This window comes from Cognatundibacterium squillarum, from assembly GCF_014652435.1.
Lineage (GTDB): Bacteria > Pseudomonadota > Gammaproteobacteria > Burkholderiales > Burkholderiaceae_D > Undibacterium > Undibacterium squillarum.
In genome coordinates this window covers 162,769-183,701 of the sequence record NZ_BMYU01000006.1, presented here as the reverse complement: position 1 = coordinate 183,701, position 20,933 = coordinate 162,769, and the positions used below count along the sequence as shown (strand labels likewise).

Here is a 20,933-nt window from a genome sequence, read left to right as displayed (position 1 = left end):
TCTGTTACAAAACACGATCAGACCACAGCGCCGTCTGTATCGTCTTTTTCTTTGACAGGTTTAATCAGATCTTCACGGGATACACCCAGCCACATTGCAATCGCTGCTGCAACGAACACTGATGAGTAAATACCGAAGCAGATACCGATCGTCAGCGCAATCGCGAAGTAATGCAATGTCGGACCACCCAGCAACAGCATGGACAACACCATCATCTGCGTACAGCCGTGGGTGATGATGGTACGGGAAATCGTGCTGGTAATCGCGTTATCAATAACTTCCTTCACAGACATTTTGCGCTGCTTACGGAAGTTTTCACGGATACGGTCAAAAATAACCACCGATTCATTGACCGAGTAACCGAGTACGGCCAGTACCGCAGCCAGTACGGACAGGTTGAATTCCCACTGGAAGAATGCGAAGAAGCCGAGAATGATCACAACGTCATGCAAGTTCGCAATAATCGCCGCGACCGCGAATTTCCATTCGAAGCGAATCGCCAGATAACCCATCACGCCGATCACCACAAACAGCAGCGCCATCAGACCATCATGTGCCAGTTCGTCACCAACCTGCGCACCGACCTGTTCCACGCGCTGCAGTTTTACCGCCGGATCTTTGGCTTTCAGTGCAGCCATCACCTGATCAGCCTGCTGTGCAGAGGACATCGTTTTCGATACCGGCAGACGAATCACCACGTCTTCAGCTTTACCGAATGGCTGCACCGGCGCATCGATGTAGCCCAGTTCTTCCACCATCTTACGAATGCCGTTGACATCTGCCGCTTTGCTGTAAGAAACCTCCAGCACAGTACCGCCGGTAAACTCAACGGAAAAATGCAAACCTTTGGCCAGCAGGAAAAAAACTGCTGCCACAAAAGTCAGTGCGGAAATGACATTGAAAATCAGCGCATGGCGCATGAAAGGAATGTCTTTTTTAATGCGGAATAATTCCATGTGCGCCTCGCTTATTTAACTGCCGGTGTGGAATCTGTCGATTCCTGTGGCTTCCAGACCTGACCAATCGAAATCGAAGCCAGTTTTTTCTTGCGGCCATACCAGAGATTGACCACACCGCGCGATACGAATACTGACGAGAAAATCGAAGTCAGAATACCGAGGCAGTGCACCACAGCAAAACCGCGAATCGCGCCGGAACCGAAAATCAGCAATGCCAGACCGACAATCAGGGTAGTCACGTTGGAGTCCAGAATCGTATCCCACGCGTGTGCAAAACCTTCTTCAATCGCTTTTTGCGGTGTGCGGCCTGCACGTAATTCCTCACGGATACGTTCATTAATCAGTACGTTCGCATCAATTGCCATACCCAGTGCCAGCGCAATCGCCGCCATACCCGGCAAGGTCAGCGTTGCCTGCATCAGCGACAGAATTGCGACCAGCAACAACAGGTTGATACCCAGTGCCAGCACACTGAATAAGCCGAACAGCATGTAGTACAGCATCATGAAAATCGCAATCGCGATGAAACCATACAGCGTGGAATGCATACCCTGCTTGATGTTTTCAGCACCGAGCTGCGGACCAATGGTACGTTCTTCGATGATTTCCATCGGCGCGGCCAGCGAACCGGCGCGCAACAGCAATGCCAGATCTGCCGCCGCACTTGCAGTACCCATACCGGTAATATTGAAACGTGAACTGAGCTCATCCTGAATTGTCGGTGCGATCAGTACTTCACCCTTGCCTTTTTCAAACAGCACGATTGCCATGCGTTTACCAACGCGGCTGCGTGTCGCTTCACGCATCTTACGGCCACCGTCACCGTTCAGATCAACCGATACCGCCGGTTGCTGACGCTGATCGAAGCTCAGTGCTGCGCCGGTAATGTAATCACCGGTCACAACCGGGTCTTTCACCAGCACAATCCATTCGCCGTCACGATTCGATTTAAACAATTCAGAACCGTAAGGTGCTGCTGTGTTCTGGTCAACAATACCGACTACCGAATCATCCAGCAAACGGACTTCCAGCGTTGCTGTACGACCAATAATTTCCTTCGCACGTGCCACATCCTGCACGCCGGGCAATTGCACCACAATGCGGTCCGGGCCTTGCTGCTGAATAATCGGCTCTGCCACGCCCAGCTCATTTACACGCTTGGAAAGCGCGGTAATATTTTGCTTCACACCTTCCGCGACAACGCTTTTCAGCGCTTCCGGTTTCAGTCCGACTTTCAGTTCGAATTCGCCGTTATCTGCTGCGACAGATTCCTGTACAGCGACTTCCTGCATCTGCGAGGTCAGTACGCCCTTCGCAGCGTTGCGGGTATCCGCATCACGGAAACGTACATTAATCGCATCGCCATCACGTGCAATACCGGCGTAGCGGATTTCTTTTTCACGCAGTACCGATTTGATGGTGGACTGCATGCCCTGTACACGTTTGTTCAAAACCGCTTTGGTATCCACCTGCATCAGGAAGTGCACGCCGCCGCGCAAATCCAGACCCAGGTACATCGGCAATGCACGCAGGTTTTGCAGCCATTTCGGTGTGTTCGACAACAGGTTGAATGCGACGGTGTAGGTCGGATTGTCGTGATCAGGATTCAGTGCCTGTTCCAGCGCGGCTTTCGCCTTGAACTGGGTGTCAACATCAGCAAAACGGGCACGGACACTGCCTTGTGCGCCATTGAAGTCAAAAAACACGCCGGTGTTCTGCAGACCGGATTGCTTCAGCACGGTTTCCACGCGCTCTGACATGCTGCTTTCCACTTTTACAGTGGATTTTGCACTGCTGATCTGCACTGCCGGAGATTCTCCGAAGAAATTCGGCGCTGTGTACAGCGCACCGAATACCAGCGCAATAAGTATCAGTATGTACTTCCAGATTGGATAGCGATTCATAATAATTGATTTGGAATGCCGGAAAGTACAACGCAGTCACGATGCGGACTGCGTTGTGGGTGAGGCTTAAGCTGACTTGATCGTACCGGTAGGTAAAACGACGGATACGGCGTTTTTCTGGACTTTCACTTCGACCTTATCGGCGATTTCCAGTGTGACGTAGCTTTCGCTGACCGCAGTCACGCGACCAATCACACCACCAACAGTCACCACTTCATCATTTTTTTTCAGTGCGTCGATCATCGCACGCTGTTCTTTCTGGCGTTTCATCTGTGGACGAATCATCACGAAATACAGCACCACAAACATCAGCACCAGTGGCAGGAAGCTCATCAGGCCGTTTTCAGCACCAGCACCCGCACCTGCGGCCTGGGCATAAGCATTCGAAATAAACACAATCAGACTCCGTTCGTTATCATTTTTTCAGCAATCCTGCATTTTTTGCAGGGGTAAGCCTACGATATATCATGCCTTTACAGCATTTTTCAATCTGCGGGGCGCCACATTCTAGCACCGCCCCGCAAAAATACTTGTTTTTCAGCTCAGGCGGACCTGAACTGCGTCTGTTTAAACACCGCGGCTGCGGTCAGCATGGAATTGCTGAACAAACTGCGGGAAGCGGTCTTCATCCAGCGCATCACGGATGTTTTGCATCAGATCCAGGTAATAGTGCAGGTTATGGATCGTATTCAGACGCGCACCAAGGATTTCGCCGGTACGGTGCAAGTGATGCAGATAGGCACGTGAGAAATTCCGGCAGGTGTAGCAGGAACAGGTCGCATCGAGCGGCTCTTTGTCGTTTTTATAACGTGCATTCTTAATTTTGACGTCACCAAAACGGGTGAAGATCCAGCCGTTACGCGCATTACGGGTTGGCATTACGCAGTCAAACATATCGATACCGTTCGATACGCCCGCCACCAGATCTTCCGGTGTACCGACGCCCATCAGGTAATGCGGTTTATTTTCCGGCAATTTCGGGCCGGTGTGCGCGAGGATGCGCATCATGTCTTCTTTTGGCTCACCAACCGACAAACCGCCGATGGCGAGGCCATGGAAACCCATTTCGCTCAGGCCGGCCAGCGACTCATCACGTAAATGCTCATACATACCACCCTGCACAATGCCGAACAGGGCATTCGGGTTTTCGGTGTTATTGAATTCATTGATGGAACGTTGCGCCCAGCGCAAAGACATGCGCATGGACTGGCCGGCTTCTTCGGTCGTTGCCGGTCTGCCATCAATTTCATACGGTGTGCATTCGTCGAACTGCATCACGATGTCGGAATTCAGTGAACGCTGAATCTGCATCGAAATTTCCGGTGACAGGAATAAACGCTCGCCGCTGATCGGGGACGAGAACTTCACACCCTCTTCCGTAATCTTGCGCATAGCACCGAGAGAGAACACCTGAAAACCGCCGGAGTCAGTCAGAATCGGTTTATCCCAGCCCATAAATGCATGCAGACCGCCAAACTGATTCATGACTTCCAGTCCCGGACGCAGCCACAAGTGAAAAGTATTGCCGAGAATAATTTGCGAACCGATTTCTTTCAGTTCCAGCGGTGACATGGCCTTCACAGAACCATACGTACCCACCGGCATGAAAATCGGCGTCTCAATTTCGCCATGGTTGACTTTAACGCGGCCACGACGGGCTGCAGTTGTCGCATCTTTTTTAATAAGGGTAAATTCAAGCATCTTGCTTCCCAGAAGTATTCGTTAACATCATGGCATCGCCATAACTGAAAAAGCGGTAACGCTGCTGAATCGCATGCGCATAGGCATCACGGATTTGCTGATAACCGGCGAAAGCAGACACCAGCATCATGAGCGTCGATTTTGGTAAATGGAAATTCGTAATCAGGCGATCTACCGTCTTAAAGCGGTAACCCGGCGTGATAAACAATCGGGTATCACCACTGCCTGCCACCAGTTGTCCGCTTTGCGAAGCACTTTCCAGCGCACGCATACTGGTTGTGCCGACAGCAATCACTGATTTACCTGCCGCTTTGGTTTTTTCGATCAGTTCCGCAGTTTCTGCCGGTACGGTGTACCACTCGCTGTGCATCTGATGCTCCTGCAGATTTTCTGTACGCACAGGCTGAAAAGTGCCCGCGCCGACATGCAGTGTGACATAAGCCAGTTGCACGCCGTTCGCGACGCATCGGTCCAGCAAAGCCTGATCAAAATGCAAGCCGGCAGTCGGTGCAGCAACCGCGCCCGGCACTTTGCTGTACACCGTCTGATAACGCTCTTCATCGTAATCATCGGCTTCATGTGCTATGTACGGTGGCAGCGGCAGACGGCCATACTGCTCCAGCAATTCGAATACGTCGGCAGGAAAATGCAGGGTAAAAAATTCACCTGCACGCTCACCAACGACCACATCAAAGGCATCTGCCAGACGAATCCGGCTGCCGGGTAACGGCGACTTCGATGCACGCATCTGTACCAGCACACGACGGTCATCTTCGGTATTACTCAGTACACGCTCAACCAGCAACTGCACTTTGCCACCGGATTCTTTTTGCCCGAAAAAGCGGGCTTTCAGAACACGGGTGTTATTAAACACCAGCAAATCACCGGGTTGCAGTAAACCTGTAACATCCGCGAAAACGCGGTCGTGTAACTGCCCTTCCGGCTCAACATGCAGTAGGCGTGAAGCTGTACGATCCGGCAGCGCAGTTTGCGCGATCAGATCGTCAGGCAATTCAAAGTCAAAATCACTCAGGGTATAAGTTGTCATGGTCATCAACATCGATGGTGGATACCGGGCTGACACCAGTGAAAAACCACTGGCAGCACTTCATCCGGCGTATCCAACACTGTCACCATGGCGCCGGCTGTGTAAAGCCCTGTACATACTGTATAAAAACTCAGTAGAATAAAACTATCAGTCTGCGCATCCCGGTAATTTCTGGCCACTGAGACAGTCAGAGACCACTCCGGTTCTGCAGCAAAACCCACCATTGTACACTTATGGCAGCTGAAGCCCCAAGCAATCCGGAACAAACCACGCGACCTGAAGCCACTGAGGCCGCTGCATCCACCCGAAAAAAAACGAAAAAAGCGCCAGCCACACAAATGAAAGCCAGCGAAAAACTGGCCAAACTGGGCTTACGGAAAGATATCGATTTTTTACTGCATCTGCCGATGCGGTACGAAGATGAAACGCGTATTCTGACGATTGCAGAAGCCAGCCTGCGCGGTGGTTCTCAAGTGCAGATTCAGGGTGTTGTCACGCATCAGGAAGTCCAGTACCGGCCGCGGCGGCAACTGGTGGTAAAGCTGGAAGATGAAAGTGGTGAAATTTATCTGCGCTTTCTGAATTTTTACGGCAGTCAGACCAAGCAACTGGCAACCGGTGCCAGTGTCAGAGCGCGTGGCGAACTGAGACACGGCTTCTTCGGCGCCGAACTGGTACACCCCACCTACAAAATTGTGCAGGATGACACACCGCTGCCGACAGCGCTGACACCTGTTTATCACAGCGGCGAAGGCGTACCGCAGGCGCTGCTGCGCAAGGCAATCAGTAATGCGATTCAGCGCACTAACTGGCGTGACACGCTGGCACCACGTTATCTTGAACGCATGAACCTGCTTGGTTTTGAAGAGAGTATCAGGACATTGCACACGCCACCGCCTGACGCGGATCAGTATGCACTGGTTGAGCGCGAGCATCCTGCCTGGACACGGATGAAATTCGATGAATTGCTGGCACAGCAATTGTCCCTGAAACGGGCGCAGAAAAGCCGGCGAGCAAAAGGCGCACCGGCAATGCCAGTCGTTGGCGAACTCAGTAATGCCTTTTTACTCAATCTGCCATTTACGCTGACCGGTGCGCAGGAAAAAGTATTACGCGAAATCCGCGCCGATCTGGCGCAGTCTTTTCCTATGCAGCGCTTGTTGCAGGGCGATGTCGGCAGTGGCAAAACCATCGTAGCTGCACTCGCGGCAGCACAGGCAATTGACAATGGTTATCAGGCTGCCCTGATGGCACCGACTGAAATTCTGGCGGAACAACATTTTCGCAAAATTGCCGCGTGGCTGGAACCGCTGGGGGTGCGTACCGCGTGGCTGACAGGGAGTTTGCGTAAAAAAGAAAAAGAGCAGGCGCAGGCGCTGATACAAAGCGGCGAAGCCAGACTGGTGATTGGTACGCATGCACTGATTCAGGACAATGTTCAGTTTCACAAACTGGGACTGGTGCTGGTGGACGAGCAGCACCGTTTCGGCGTCGGGCAGCGTCTGGATTTGTCACATAAAGCCCAGGCCGGCCTGATTCCGCATCAGTTAATGATGTCGGCGACGCCGATTCCGCGCACACTGGCAATGACCTACTACGCTGATCTGGAGGTGTCGGTTATTGATGAACTGCCACCGGGCAGAACACCGATTGTGACCCGCGTCATTGACCAGAACCGGCGCGACGAAGTCATAGAGCGCATTCATGCTGCTGCACTGGAAGGTAAGCAAGTCTACTGGGTGTGCCCGCTGATTGAAGAATCAGAAACACTGCAGTTGCAAACCGCGACAGAAACCCATGCCATTCTGGCGGAAGCCTTACCGGATATCCGCACGGGGCTGGTACATGGTCGTCTGAAACCTTCAGAAAAACAGCAGGTCATGGATGATTTCCTGCACAACCGGATTCAGGTGCTGGTTGCCACAACGGTCATTGAGGTCGGCGTGGATGTGCCAAACGCCAGCCTGATGGTCATTGAACACGCAGAACGCTTTGGTCTGTCACAGCTGCATCAGCTGCGCGGACGTGTCGGGCGTGGCGCTGCCGCTTCGGTCTGCCTTCTGATGTATCAAGGCCCATTAGGACAAGTAGCAAAACAGCGTCTGGGCATCATGCGCGAAAGCACAGATGGCTTTGAAATTGCGCGCCGCGATCTGGAGTTACGTGGCCCCGGAGAATTTCTGGGTGCACGCCAGTCCGGCGAAGCTATGCTGAAATTTGCTAATTTAGAAACAGATCAGTGGCTGGTTGAACAAGCACGCGATCTTGCAGATTACCTTCTGCGTCATGACGCAGCCACCGTCGCGGCTCATCTTGAACGCTGGATGGGGAACAAAGAAGAATACCTGCGGGTCTGACAAGCAATCGCCTAAGCCTATCGCCTACAATCACCGATATGAACATCCAGATTCTGAAAGCCGATCTACATAATCACGAGCATGCTGCAGATTTAGTTGCAATGTTAAACGTCTATGCCTCCGATGCCATGGGTGGTGGTGAACCACTGACAGAATACTGCCGGCATCATCTGATTCATGAGCTGCAGAAACGTCCGGCCGTTCACGCTTTCTTACTTTACTGCGACGGGCGCGCTGCCGCTTTTTCGATTGCCATTGAGGGTTTTTCTACTTTTGCCTGCAAAGCCTTACTCAACATTCATGATTTTGCGGTTCATCCGGAATTTCGCGGTGCCGGATTAGGAAAACAGCTGATGCAATACATTTGCCGCTTTGCTCAGGAGCAAGATTACTGCAAAATCACGCTGGAAGTTCTGGAAGGCAATCATCCCGCACGCTCACTCTACGCAGCGGAAGGATTTGCACCATATGCGCTGGACCCGGCCATGGGTGGTGCACTGATGCTCCAGAAAAAACTCTGACCATTCAACTCTGACTGCCCTCTACCGAAAGGATTCACTATGACTTTGGATTTCACTGGACGCGTTGCGATTGTCACAGGTGCAGGTGGCGGTCTCGGACGCGAACATGCGCTCGAACTGGCGAAGCGCGGTGCTAAAGTCGTTGTGAATGATTTGGGTGCCGCCCGTGACGGCAGTGGCGGTTCAGGCTTCGCCGCTGAAGCAGTCGTGCAGGAAATCCGCAACGCCGGTGGTGATGCGATTGCCAGCGCAGCCTCTGTCACCGATTTCGCTGCTGTGGAAGACATGATCAGCACTACCATACGTACCTGGGGTCGGGTTGATATTCTGATCAATAATGCCGGCATCCTGCGCGACAAAAGTTTTGCGAAGATGGAGTTGGATGACTTTCGCACTGTGATGGAAGTACACCTGATGGGCGCAGTCCATTGCTGCAAAGCAGTCTGGCCAGTCATGACCGAACAGAAATACGGTCGTATTGTCATGACCACCTCCTCGTCCGGTTTATTCGGCAATTTCGGTCAATCTAACTACGGTGCAGCAAAAATGGCACTGGTAGGCCTGATGCAAACGCTGTCACTGGAAGGCGCTAAATATGATATCCGGGTCAACAGTCTGGCACCGACCGCTGCGACACGCATGACGGAAGCACTCTTTCCACCTGAATTTTTACAGGCATTGCAACCGGCAGACGTAGTTCCTGCGATGCTCGTACTTACGTGTGAACATGCACCTACACGTCAGATACTGTGCGCCGGCGCCGGCGGTTTTGAAGCCGCGCATATCTGCCTGACACAAGGCATCTGGCTGCCCCAGGCTGAAAACACTGCGGAACAGCTGGCACAACGGCTGCCCGATGTGCAGGACCGCACTCAGTCTGTCGTTCCGGAGAGCGGCCTTGCGCAAGGTCAGCTCGAACTGGGTAAAGCATTTAATAGCCGTAAATAAACTGTGCACGAATCCATTTTCTTTTTTACGGTATTTGTGCTAAACCTGATCAGGCGCACCTTTTCCGGTCTGTGAGCTGCTATGACCCTGACTGAACTGAAATACATTGTTGCGGTTGCCCGCGAAAAACACTTCGGCCACGCGGCTGAAGCCTGCTTCGTTGCGCAACCGACTTTATCTGTGGCCATCAAAAAACTGGAAGATGAGCTGGGGGTCACCATATTCGAACGTGGTGGCACCGAGATTTCAACGACGCCGATTGGCGCGCAGATTGTTGCACAGGCCGAACGCGTACTTGAACAAACTGCTGCGATCAAAGAAATTGCTAAGCAAAACAAAGACCCTTTAGCTGGTGCTTTCCGGCTGGGTGTTATCTACACCGTGGGTCCTTACCTGCTCCCTTCTCTGGTGAAAACCATGATCGAGCAGGTTCCGCAAATGCCATTGGTGCTTCAGGAAAATTACACCGTCAAACTGATGGAGTTATTGCGTCAGGGAGAACTGGATGCAGCCATTATGGCGCTGCCGCTGCCAGATCAGGGACTGATGGTTCAGGCTTTGTATGATGAACCATTCCTGGTTGCAGTACCGCATCAGCATCCCTGGGCAGACCGGGACAGGATTTCTGCAGCTGAACTAAAAACAGAAACCATGTTATTGCTTGGTGCCGGACATTGCTTCCGAGATCAGGTACTGGAGGTCTGCCCTGAAATGGCGCGTTTCTCGACAACTGGTGATGGCATAGCGCGTACTTTTGAAGGCTCGTCCCTGGAAACGATCCGGCATATGGTAGCTTCAGGCATCGGTCTGACAGTTCTGCCAGCCGCATCCGTCGTACGCCAGAACACAGAAAATTTGCTCAGATACATTCCGTTTGAACAACCGGTTCCCAATCGCCGTATTGTGATTGCATGGCGTAAAAGCTTCACCCGTCAGCCTGCCATTGAAGCAATCAGACGTGCTGTTCAGGCTTGCCAGCTTCCGGGTGTGACAATGCTCGATGAGTCTGCATCTGCACAATAACCATGTTTCCACAACTCACAACACCGCGCCTGCAGATGCGTGTACTGCAAGCCGGGGATCTTCAGGTTTATCAGCAGTATCTGTTAAAAAACAGAGAACATTTACGCCCCTGGGAGCCAGAACGACAGGACAGTTTTTTCAGCGATCCGGAATGCCTCGCGCGTATTACCCTGATGCAGCAACATGCTGAGACAGGGATCGCTGTGCCGTTCAGTATTTTCTCCGGCGAAGAAATGATCGGCGTTTGCAATTTCAGCAATATCGTTCGTGGTGTCTTTCAGGCCTGTCATCTGGGTTACGCAATCAGTGCAGCGCATCAGGGAAAAGGAATGATGCGCGAAGCGGTTGAATCCGGAATTCAGTTTATGTTTGAACAACAAGGCCTGCACAGGATTATGGCGAACTACCGCCCTGAAAATCTGCGCAGCGCTGCACTGCTGGCCAGTCTGGGATTTGAACGCGAAGGGTTTGCCAGACGCTACCTGAAAATAAACGGCGCCTGGTGTGACCATGTTCTGACTGCAAAAGTCCGCGATGACGACTGAGTCATTATAAAATTACAAATATCTGATACACATATCGTTAGTCGCTATGTCTCTATTTTTGCGTATGACTGCAATGGTCTTCGCGACCGTGTTCGCATGCAGCACAGCTTCCGCTCAGAATAACCCACCTGATGCAAAATCTCAGGACGCTGAGTCTGCAAGACCGAAAATCGCACTGGTTTTGTCCGGTGGCGGAGCGCGTGGATTTGCACATATCGGTGTTCTTCGTGCCTTGCGGCGCATGCAGGTTCCGGTTGATATGGTGGTTGGAACCAGTATGGGTGCTGTTGTAGGCGGTGCCTACGCCGCCGGACGCACACCGGAACAACTGGAGGAAATAGTCCGCAGTACACGCTGGGATGAGGTACTGGCTGACAGACCTGCACGAAACGAACTCGAATACCGACGCAAAATTGAAGACACGCTGCTGCCGACACGTATTGAAATGGCTGTCACGAAGTCCGGCGTATATTTACCTAAGGCTGCAGCAGGCAACGCCAGCCTGGAACACGCACTTACTCGTCTCCTGCCGGAAGGAATGCGCGACCAGCCGGTGAATCAATTGTCGCTGCCATTTATTTCAGTTGCCTCCGATCTGACAACCGGCGAGCTGGTTGAACTGAACGATACCCCATTACTCGCATCCATGCGTGCCTCGCTAGCCGTCCCGGGTGTTTTTGCACCGGTTCGTATCAAGGAAAAATTAGTTGTGGATGGCGGACTCGTCAGCAATTTGCCAGTAGAGCTGGCGCGTACTATGGGAGCCGACATTGTCATTGCAGTTAACGTCGGAACACCACTATCTCCGGAAAAAGATATACACAGTGCTTTCGATGTGGCCAATCAAATGCTGCAAATTCTGACCGAACAGAATGTACAGCGCTCAATAAAACAATTAAGAAAGCAGGATGTCCTGATCGCCCCGAAACTCGATGGCATCAGCTTTCTCGACTTTTCTGCGTTTCCGCGCGCTATCAAAGCAGGGGAACAAGCTGCTGAACTCGCACGCGAGCAATTGATTAAACTGGCGATACCACGTGAAATGTTTGCTGAACTGGAAGAGTTCCGCGTTATGAACACCCGGCATGCAAAAGATACCGTTCGCGTCATGCCAATTGCCAGCCTCGAAGTCAAAGGAACGCAGTACGTGAACCCTGAAGCACTGATTACGCAGACAGGTTTGCACGAAGGACAGAATCTGACTCAGGATGAAATCAGGCAAGCAGCAACACGTCTTTACGGGCGTGGCGACCTTGAGGAAGTCAAAGCCATCATCGATGATAGCGGCAATGAACGCAAAGTCACCATACTGACGAAAGAGTCCCAGTCCAGTCGCAACCGCCTGCGTCTGGGCATGGAGCTTTCCAGCGACTTTAACGATGACAGCCGTTTCGCACTGAGCCTGATGCATGTTGCATCCAGCCTGAACGGATATGGTGCAGAATTGCGTACACTGGCAAAGATCGGAAGTCAGCAGCAGTTCAGCACTCAATTGTGGCAGCCACTGGCACCGGCCTCAGCATGGTACGTCGCTCCGGGACTGGAATACAATGCGTCTGGACTCGATTTCTATCAGGGAACGACACGAATCGCCAGAATTAACAGCAGCCAGACCGGCGCCAGCTTCGCACTCGGGCGTCAGCTCGGTAACTGGGGCAGTATCGAAGCCGGTATTCAGCGCGGATTCCAGAAAATCAATGCCATTCTTCCGAGCGAGATCGAAAACGATCCCAAAGCACGTTATTTTGCGACGACAAGATTTATCCATTTTCACGCCGACACACTGGATTCGATCAGTTTCCCGACCAGTGGCTCCATGATTGACTTTGCATGGCAAAGTTCACCCGGCAAAGAGGGCAAACAGGCAGCGCAGGCAAGCGCTGAAATTTCAGCCATGAAAGCCTTGTCGTTTGGTGATTGGGCGGGTCACCTTTATGGTGAATGGACAAGGGCGCAAAATACGACAACGCCTTCGCCGCTGGGAGGATTTCTGCGTCTGACCGGACTTCCCAGAAACTCACTGTACGGTGATACAACCTTGTTCGGCAGACTGGTAGTCGCACGGCGTATCGGCGCGCTGCCATCCACAATCGGTGGCGCAGTACGCCTGGGATTCTCGATGGAGCTGGGTGGCAGCTATGGCGGCAATGAACCATATTCAATTGGCCGCATGAAGCAGGCTGCCAGCGCCAGCTTATCCGTGGACACACGGTTTGGTCCCGTGTATCTGGGTGCCGGTGCGACCCGGGGAGCCGGGTCGGGGGTTTATCTCTTTCTCGGACCAATATGGTGAGTAATTGATGCCGGCTCAGGTTTTGCCTGTGGCCGGCGCAAAGCGGTAAATGCGGAGAACTCCCATGAACGGAAACCGACAACCAGTGTAAAGCCATCTTTTTGCTCTGGCGGCAAACGACGCTCTTCCTGATGGAAACGTGCCAGCTCTGCAACCAGCTGCTGAATTTTCAGTACGATTTCCTGTGCACTGCGATCTGACAAACGGGCCGGAACACACAACAGCATTTCGCCCTTTCCATCAAAGCGACCATCAAAATAATCGGCAACAACGTGTTCACGGAAATACTGCTGTACCGGTCCGTCTGAACGCCAGTGGAATGCCGGAGACACTTTCAGCCTGTACTTATTATTCGGACGCAGTTCGATCACGTCCAGCTTATCAAGCGCAATCATATTCAGAATGCACTCTGCTTCCGTCATCTGATACGTTTCGACAATTTGCTCCAGAGTCCAGTGTCCGAGGCAGGAAATAGCAACCAGCAACAGCTTGGGATCTGCCATCAGAGACTTTTCCTGCTCAAGGGTCAGCGTATCATTCGGCGGCGTCACATCAGCCGACTGCCGCAGAATGTCTTCCAAAGCAACGCCGGCAGCCTTACAAATTTCCGCTAAACGGGTCAGGCTCATATCTTTTTGTCCGAACATCCGTTTGACGCTGGACTCACTCATACCAATACGTTCAGCAAGCATCTTGTAGGTGACACCCGCAGCACGCAGCTCAGAACGTAACACTTGCAGAATCAATTCCGGGGAACTCATCTGGTCTCCTTTTTGAAAGAATAGAGTTTCAAAATTTAATACCACGACATAGATAATATCTCATTTCGAATTAAAAAACAGTACCAAATTTTCTGGAATTTTCATAAATACAAGGTAATGATTGGGCTCTGACGATGCCTGTATCTATTGAAGAGTCATATAATGCTGGCGTTCCTGCATTCCGCTCACTGATTATGCTGAAAGAAAAACTATCGCTGTATTTTCGTCTGGTACGACTGGATAAACCGGTAGGTATCATGTTATTGCTCTGGCCGACTCTGACGGCGCTCTGGCTCGCATCAGACGGACATCCCGACTGGAAGCTGGTAACCATCTACACGCTGGGTACGATACTGATGCGCTCTGCCGGATGTGCAGTCAATGATTATGCAGACCGGGATTTTGACAAGCATGTCAAACGGACAGCTGACCGCCCCGTTACGAGTGGAAAAATTTCCGGCAAGGAAGCGCTGGCGGTTGCAGCAGCCCTGGCACTGCTGTCTTTCTGCCTTGTGATTCCGATGAATACGCTGACCAAGCAAATGTCAGTCGCTGCACTGATCATTGCCGCAACTTACCCCTACTTCAAGCGATTCTTCGCGATTCCGCAAGCCTATCTCGGGATCGCGTTCGGCTTCGGGATTCCGATGGCGTTTGCCAGCATTCAGAATCAGATACCGGTTGCGGCCTGGGTATTACTCACGGCGAATATCTTCTGGGCCGTGGCCTATGATACGGAATATGCGATGGTGGATCGCGATGATGATCTGAAAATCGGCATCCGGACTTCCGCCATCACTTTTGGGCGATACGACGTTCTTGCAGTCATGCTGTGCTATGCGCTCAGTTTCGCTCTGATCACGATCACGGGTCTGCAATACGGACTGGGTATATTTTTTCTGACAGGGATGTTCGTCGCAGTACTTTTCGCAGCGTATCACTACACACTGATAAGACATCGTGAACGCATGGCTTGTTTTGCGGCGTTTCGCCACAATAACTGGTTAGGAGCGGTCATATTTGCCGGTGTCGTGGCAGATTACAGTTTCCGTTAAACCTGAATATCCGGTAAAGGCTATACTGAGTGCGCCGGATTTTGCGTTCAGACAACATCCGGTAAGATGACTGTTCTACACTGAACCTGACGTATTGTGAAGTTGTATTGCTAACACTGTGAAAGGAAAGACCATGAGCAGCACTGAACAGCAAAAAGACAAACTGATGCAGGATTTGCAGCAAGTCATCCGTGATGCCGAAGATCTGCTCCGGCACTCAGAACAACAATCCGGTGAGGGCTTTCAATCCGCCAAAGCGCGTTTTGAACATACCTTGCGCCATGCGAAAGCAGAGGTCGCACGTATCGAAGACATGGTCGTCACGCGTGCGCGCGAAACAGCCAAAGCAACCGATGTTTATGTCCGCGAAAATCCATGGCAGTCAGCTGGTATTGCGGCAGGCGTTGGCTTGCTGGTGGGTTTGCTGATCGGCCGCAGTCGTTAATCAGTATGGCACTGCTGGATTCGGTAGGCCGTCTTGCGGCCAGCATGACAGATATCCTGCAAACCCGGCTGGCGCTGGCATCGCTGGAGATCGAAGAAGAACTGCAGCGTTTTCTGCAGTTACTGCTCTGGTCTCTGGCTGCATTTTTCTGCGCCTGCTTTGCCGTGGTTTTGGTCGCTGTATTGCTGATCGCATTATTCTGGGATCATTACCGCCTGCCACTGATCGGCGGACTGATTGCTGCATTCGGCGGTGCCTCTTACTGGATGTTTGCCCATATCCGCCATCAGTTGGCCAGTAAGCCACGCTTACTGCAAGCCACACTGGATGAGCTGGAAAAAGATGCTGCACATTTACGCGGTGCTGTGCAGGAGGAAAGGCAGGAAAATGCAAACTGATCCTCAACTGCAGTTGCGCAAACAAGCCTTACTGTTAAAGATTCAGGCGCAGCGCCAGTTATGGCATTTACAGACGGAACAATTCCGTTCCGAGCACAAACTTGCCGATATGGCGCAACGTGTAATAGGACAAGCCGGCGAAGCATTTAAAAAGCGTCCGCTTGCGATAGGACTGGGCGTACTGACACTTGCCATACTAAAACCCGGTCGGGCGCTGCGACTGGCACAAGCCGGATTGCAGGCATGGCGTTTATGGCAAGATTTGTCAGCATCACGTACGGATCAGCATCCGCCGCGCTGACTGGCAATCAGCGTAAGTGCTGAGGCCGGTCGCCTGCTGCCAGACGAGAACTCAGATGATGATTCCTGAATAACCACAGACGTTCCCGCGCATCACCAGGACGGGCACCGTCCCAGACCAGCTCCCAGTCGCGGTCAGATAACAGAGATTCCGGCGCATTATTCGTCAGTCCGTTCACAATCAGCAAGTCGCATTCGCGGTACGGCTCAGTCTCTTGCCTATGCGTAATAATCCCTGAAAAATAACGCAGCATCGCCCGTTCAGACTCGCCGAGATTCTGACTCGCCATACAATGGAAATCACCCGGCATCACGGCCTGCATATCAGAAAAAACACTGCGGTAACTTTTTGCATGATCCAGCCACGGTAACCATAAAGTACAAAGTACCAGCCAGCACAGGCTCAGCCCTGCCGTCCAGATTCGCAGCGGATTACCACGCAGATGGCGCACTTGCCACAAGCACACGGCTGTCAGCACAAAGCAGGCTGCCACCACCAGTAATTGCGTATAGCTGACGGGCATCGAAAAATCTGCTGGCAAAATACGTAGCAGCCACTGCCAGGCGGGTGCCGCGTTGTATACCATTTGCCACCAGACATACAGCAGCAGGCTGCAGATCGCGCCGAACATGACCCCGATCACGACGCTCAGGCCGCGTTCCCCAATGTATCTGACTGCAGGGGCGGCCAGAACTGCGATAGGGAACAGCAAAGGCAAAGCATAGTTGTCACGGGCAGACGCTGCCGTACCCAGCACTGTCAGCATCACGATAAATACCAAACTGCACACCTGAATTGCCGGACTGCTCATGATACGGGTACGCCAGTGCCAGATTGTCAGCAAAGCCAGCGGCAGCGCCGGGAATGTAAACCATGGCAAGGTAGTAATCCAGAAATTCTCTGTATGCGGCGCACCGAGTCTGGCGACGGAAAATCCAAAAAAACGGCCAACATTATTTTCCCAGAACCATTCCATAAACAGCGGCTGGGAGGTTTGCCACAATGCGACAGGCCAGATCAGCAGCCACGGCAACGCTACCATGAAAGCAGTCAGCAGAAATTCAATATAACTGCGACGACGCCATACCGGAAACAGTAATGGCAACAGCATGGCGACGACAAAAAATACGCCCGGGCCGAGCACACCTTTCGCCATCATAGACACGCCGATCCCTGTTCCCAGTACTACTGCGGACTTAAGATCAGGCGCTTTATTCCACATCGCGAAGCCGGTGACGGATAAGGCAAAACCGGTGAGCAAAGGAACATCTGTCACCATTAAGTGCGCATGAAATATCAGCCCCAGACATCCGAACAAGGCCAGCAATGCGGACGCTGCATGACCTTTTCCCCACCAGAGCCTCGCGCAAAAAGCGACACAGAAACCAGTGATACCCATCAGGATTCCGCTGGTCAGACGGGCTGCATCATGTGCTGGCAGGAAACCGTCAAAAGTGTGGACCAGAATTGTCGCAATCCAGTAATACAGCGGTGGTTTTTCCATGAACGGCTCACCGGCCATTGCCGGGACTACCCAGTCACCGCTATCAACCATGTGATGAATAATTCCGAACACATAGGTTTCATCCTGCTTCCACGGGTCATGCCCGGTGAGTCCGGGAATCAGATAAAGCAGCGAGAAGAACAACACCCAGCTGTGATGACGACAACTTTGAATCAGTGCGCGAACAGAGGAAAAAGTAAATATCGCAGGAGCAGAAAAACGTGAGCTAAGCATGGATTGAACACAAACAGAAGCGTCTATTCATCCTGCAGCAAGCTGGCGGAGGCGGCTGACTGACTGCGCGGGATACGAAAAGTAACGCATTGTATATGCAAAAACTCATCATGTAACACATTGTGACAGATAAAAATCTCTAATTTTCAGAAAATTTCCCTTAAGAAACAGATACTTGCAAATAAATTACAGAAAACAAAAAAGCCGACCTGTTACAAGGTCGGCTTTTTTTGTACGCAAGGTAGCTGCAAATGCTACCCGATGAAACCTGCAGGCTTAGTCCTGACTACCAAGCTCATCACCAAGTTCGCGGGCGCGCGCTGCTGCCGCTTTTGCACCGCTGATGATCGATGCTGCAACACCGGCTTCCTGCATCGATGTCAGGGCAGCAAACGTCGTGCCGCCTTTTGATGTGACACGTTCACGCAACACCGACACCGGCTCGTCAGCATGGACTGCGAGGCTGGCAGCGCCTTCAAATGTCGCAATCGCAAAACGGGTTGCCTGTTCCGGCGTGAATCCCATGTCTCTCGCAGCCTGCTCCAGTGCCTCGATGAAATAGAACACATAAGCCGGGCCGCTGCCGGAAATGGCCGTCACCGCATCCAGTTGCGCTTCCTGCTCAAACCATGCGTACTGACCGACCGCCGATACAACTTGCTCTGCAACAGCACGCTGATCTGCGCTGACATCCGGCAAAGCAAACAAACCGCTAATTCCTTTTTGTACCAGCGCCGGTGTATTCGGCATGGCGCGCACAATGGCAGGATAATCACCGAGCCAGCGCGACATATCCGCAGCGCGGATACCGGCCGCCACCGAAATCAGTAACTGTTGTTTCAACCAAGGCTGAATACTGGCGATCACATCACGCATTTGCTGCGGTTTCACCGCGAGCACAATCACATCCGCTGTTGCCAGCGTTGCGTCCGGCTGCAAAGCGGTGCTGACACCCAGCTCACTTTCAAGACGACTGAGCGTTTGCTGACTGACATCCACCACATGCACAGTTGCCGGCGGATTGGATGCGGCCAGCATGCCGCGGATTAAAGCGACGGCCATATTGCCGCCACCGATAAATGCGATGTTCTGATTACGCTGCATAATGTCTCTTTCCAAAAATTGCGGTTCCGATTCTGACCATGGTGCTGCCTTCGCTGATCGCAGCCTGCATATCTGCACTCATTCCCATCGACAAAGTATCCAGTGCGATACCATGATTGCGGATTTGCTCTGCCAGTACGCGCAGACTGGCAAAAGCAGCGTGCTGTGCCGCAGTATCCTCCGTCGCTTCCGGCACCGCCATCAGTCCGCGCAATCGCAGACCGGGTAAATCCTTCACAGCCTGCGCCAGTGCCAGCGCTTCTTCCGGGCTGGCACCACTCTTACTGCTTTCTCCACTGACATTAATTTGTAAGCAAATGTTAAGCGGCGGAAGATGCGCAGGACGCTGCTCAGACAATCTTTGCGCAATTTTTAAGCGGTCAACGGAGTGCACCCAGTCAAAATGTTCGGCAACCGGACGCGTCTTATTGCTTTGTAACGGGCCGATAAAATGCCAGCACAGCGCCAGCTCAGGATGCTGATTCCGTATCAAAAGCAGCTTATCCTGGGCCTCCTGCAGATAATTCTCACCGAAATCACGCTGTCCGGCCTTTGCCGCTTCGATCACAGCATCGGCCGGAAACGTCTTGGATACCGCGACCAGACAGACACTGCCGGGAGCACGCCCTGCCTGCTGTTCAGCGCTGTCAATCTGCGCCCTCACTGCTTGCAAGTTGTCAGAAATTGGGGACATAATCAGTTACCTTCTTTGGCATAATCGTTGATTCTGCGCGGTCTGCGCAAAATGGTTTGCCTGCACTTTACTTACCTTCCCGGAATTATAAATGGACATCTCTGAACTGCTCGCGTTCTCGGTCAAGAACAATGCATCCGATCTGCACTTATCGTCCGGGCTGCCGCCGATGATACGTGTGCACGGCGATGTGCGCCGTATTAATCTGCCACCGCTGGAACACAAGGATGTGCACAGTCTGATCTATGACATCATGAATGACGGTCAGCGCAAGACTTACGAAGAAACGCTGGAGTGCGATTTCTCGTTTGCGATTCCCGGCCTTGCCCGTTTCCGTGTGAATGCATTTAATCAGGAACGCGGTCCGGCAGCGGTCATGCGTACGATTCCTTCTAAAATCCTGACGCTGGAACAATTGAACGCGCCGAAGATTTTTGCGGATCTGGCACTGAAACCGCGCGGTCTGGTACTGGTGACTGGTCCTACCGGTTCCGGTAAATCGACCACTCTGGCGGCAATGATCAATCACCTCAATGAAAATGAATACGGTCACATTCTGACCGTGGAAGATCCGATCGAGTTTGTGCACGAATCCAAAAAATGTCTGATTAACCAGCGTGAAGTCGGCCCGCACACGATGTCGTTCAACAATGCGCTGCGCTCTGCACTGCGTGAAGATCCTGATGCGATTCTGGTTGGTGAGTTGCGTGATCTGGAAACCATCCGTCTGGCACTGACCGCTGCTGAAACCGGCCACTTGGTGTTCGGTACCCTGCATACTTCCTCTGCTGCAAAAACCATCGACCGTATCGTCGACGTGTTTCCGGCGGAAGAAAAAGAAATGGTACGTGCGATGCTGTCCGAATCGCTGCAAGCGGTCATTTCACAAACCCTGCTGAAAACCAAAGATGGCAGCGGTCGTGTGGCAGCCCATGAAATCATGATCGGAACACCGGCGATCCGTAACCTGATTCGTGAAGCGAAAATTGCGCAGATGTACTCTGCGATTCAGACCGGTAATAACGTCGGTATGCAAACACTGGATCAAAATCTGACGGATCTGGTACGCCGCAATGTGATCGCTGTCGGCACCGCGCGCGCTGCCGCAAAAATCCCGGAAAACTTCCCGGGTTAAGAA

At 52.3% G+C, this 20,933-nt stretch carries 20 protein-coding genes; 11 read left to right on the top strand and 9 right to left on the bottom strand.

The annotated features are described in order from the left end of the window. Positions 1–17 precede the first annotated feature (17 nt). From secF to queA, 5 genes are all read right to left on the bottom strand, one after another. Entirely contained in the window at positions 18–956 is a 939-nt protein-coding gene (gene secF / locus IE092_RS13120) for a protein translocase subunit SecF (RefSeq protein WP_189357643.1), read from the bottom strand. 11 nt (positions 957–967) lie between these two features. Then, positions 968–2,863, bottom strand: a complete 1,896-nt coding sequence (gene secD, locus IE092_RS13115; RefSeq protein ID WP_189357642.1) for a protein translocase subunit SecD — start codon at positions 2,861–2,863, stop codon at positions 968–970. A gap of 66 nt (positions 2,864–2,929) precedes the next feature. After that, entirely contained in the window at positions 2,930–3,259 is a 330-nt protein-coding gene (gene yajC / locus IE092_RS13110) for a preprotein translocase subunit YajC (RefSeq protein ID WP_189357641.1), read from the bottom strand. A 171-nt stretch (positions 3,260–3,430) separates the two neighbouring features. Further along, positions 3,431–4,564 (bottom strand): tRNA guanosine(34) transglycosylase Tgt, encoded by a 1,134-nt coding sequence (tgt, locus tag IE092_RS13105; protein ID WP_189357640.1) that lies wholly within the window; start codon positions 4,562–4,564, stop codon positions 3,431–3,433. Then, positions 4,557–5,612, bottom strand: a complete 1,056-nt coding sequence (gene queA, locus IE092_RS13100; RefSeq protein ID WP_229793164.1) for a tRNA preQ1(34) S-adenosylmethionine ribosyltransferase-isomerase QueA — start codon at positions 5,610–5,612, stop codon at positions 4,557–4,559. The genes tgt and queA overlap by 8 nt, the downstream gene beginning before the upstream one ends. 233 nt (positions 5,613–5,845) lie before the next feature. On the opposite strand from queA, the gene recG reads away from it, so the two are divergent. The 6 genes from recG (at position 5,846) to IE092_RS13070 (ending at position 13,299) form a co-directional block, all read left to right on the top strand. Continuing rightward, positions 5,846–7,969 (top strand): ATP-dependent DNA helicase RecG, encoded by a 2,124-nt coding sequence (gene recG, locus IE092_RS13095; protein WP_189357639.1) that lies wholly within the window; start codon positions 5,846–5,848, stop codon positions 7,967–7,969. Positions 7,970–8,007: 38 nt separating this feature from the next. Beyond that, positions 8,008–8,490, top strand: coding sequence for a GNAT family N-acetyltransferase (locus tag IE092_RS13090; protein WP_189357638.1), 483 nt, complete (start codon positions 8,008–8,010; stop codon positions 8,488–8,490). A 39-nt stretch (positions 8,491–8,529) separates the two neighbouring features. Beyond that, on the top strand, positions 8,530–9,438 hold the full coding sequence (locus IE092_RS13085) for an SDR family NAD(P)-dependent oxidoreductase (protein ID WP_189357637.1): 909 nt from the start codon (positions 8,530–8,532) through the stop codon (positions 9,436–9,438). A gap of 81 nt (positions 9,439–9,519) precedes the next feature. After that, positions 9,520–10,461, top strand: coding sequence for a LysR substrate-binding domain-containing protein (locus tag IE092_RS13080; RefSeq protein ID WP_189357636.1), 942 nt, complete (start codon positions 9,520–9,522; stop codon positions 10,459–10,461). Between the two features lie 2 nt (positions 10,462–10,463). Next, the gene (locus IE092_RS13075) at positions 10,464–11,006 is read left to right on the top strand and encodes a GNAT family N-acetyltransferase (RefSeq protein ID WP_189357635.1); all 543 of its coding nucleotides are present in this window, start codon (positions 10,464–10,466) and stop codon (positions 11,004–11,006) included. 46 nt (positions 11,007–11,052) lie between these two features. Continuing rightward, entirely contained in the window at positions 11,053–13,299 is a 2,247-nt protein-coding gene (locus IE092_RS13070; protein WP_189357634.1) for a patatin-like phospholipase family protein, read from the top strand. On the opposite strand, the gene IE092_RS13065 is transcribed toward IE092_RS13070, so the two are convergent. Further along, positions 13,272–14,060, bottom strand: coding sequence for a helix-turn-helix domain-containing protein (locus IE092_RS13065; protein WP_189357633.1), 789 nt, complete (start codon positions 14,058–14,060; stop codon positions 13,272–13,274). The genes IE092_RS13070 and IE092_RS13065 overlap by 28 nt on opposite strands. Positions 14,061–14,254: 194 nt before the next feature. Between IE092_RS13065 and ubiA the strand changes: the two genes are divergently transcribed. The 4 genes from ubiA (at position 14,255) to IE092_RS13045 (ending at position 16,259) form a co-directional block, all read left to right on the top strand. After that, positions 14,255–15,115 carry a 4-hydroxybenzoate octaprenyltransferase gene (gene ubiA, locus IE092_RS13060; RefSeq protein WP_189357714.1) on the top strand — a complete coding sequence of 287 codons (861 nt, stop codon included), beginning with the start codon at positions 14,255–14,257 and terminating at the stop codon, positions 15,113–15,115. Positions 15,116–15,248: 133 nt separating this feature from the next. After that, positions 15,249–15,560 (top strand): ElaB/YgaM/YqjD family protein, encoded by a 312-nt coding sequence (locus tag IE092_RS13055; RefSeq protein ID WP_189357632.1) that lies wholly within the window; start codon positions 15,249–15,251, stop codon positions 15,558–15,560. Between the two features lie 5 nt (positions 15,561–15,565). Continuing rightward, positions 15,566–15,958, top strand: coding sequence for a phage holin family protein (locus IE092_RS13050; protein WP_189357631.1), 393 nt, complete (start codon positions 15,566–15,568; stop codon positions 15,956–15,958). Continuing rightward, the gene (locus IE092_RS13045) at positions 15,948–16,259 is read left to right on the top strand and encodes a YqjK family protein (RefSeq protein WP_189357630.1); all 312 of its coding nucleotides are present in this window, start codon (positions 15,948–15,950) and stop codon (positions 16,257–16,259) included. Before IE092_RS13050 ends, IE092_RS13045 begins: the two co-directional genes overlap by 11 nt. Positions 16,260–16,266: 7 nt before the next feature. Here IE092_RS13045 and IE092_RS13040 read toward each other — a convergent pair whose 3' ends face one another. From IE092_RS13040 to IE092_RS13030, 3 genes are all read right to left on the bottom strand, one after another. Next, on the bottom strand, positions 16,267–17,997 hold the full coding sequence (locus IE092_RS13040; protein WP_189357629.1) for an ArnT family glycosyltransferase: 1,731 nt from the start codon (positions 17,995–17,997) through the stop codon (positions 16,267–16,269). A gap of 276 nt (positions 17,998–18,273) precedes the next feature. After that, a complete protein-coding gene (gene proC / locus IE092_RS13035; RefSeq protein ID WP_189357628.1) occupies positions 18,274–19,101 on the bottom strand; it encodes a pyrroline-5-carboxylate reductase in 828 nt (275 codons plus the stop codon). Beyond that, positions 19,091–19,795: a YggS family pyridoxal phosphate-dependent enzyme gene (locus IE092_RS13030; protein ID WP_189357627.1), complete on the bottom strand. Its 705-nt coding sequence runs from the start codon at positions 19,793–19,795 to the stop codon at positions 19,091–19,093. The genes proC and IE092_RS13030 overlap by 11 nt, the downstream gene beginning before the upstream one ends. 91 nt (positions 19,796–19,886) lie before the next feature. Here IE092_RS13030 and IE092_RS13025 point away from each other — a divergent pair, with 91 nt between their 5' ends. Then, the gene (locus tag IE092_RS13025; protein WP_189357626.1) at positions 19,887–20,930 is read left to right on the top strand and encodes a type IV pilus twitching motility protein PilT; all 1,044 of its coding nucleotides are present in this window, start codon (positions 19,887–19,889) and stop codon (positions 20,928–20,930) included. The last annotated feature ends 3 nt before the right edge of the window (positions 20,931–20,933 follow it).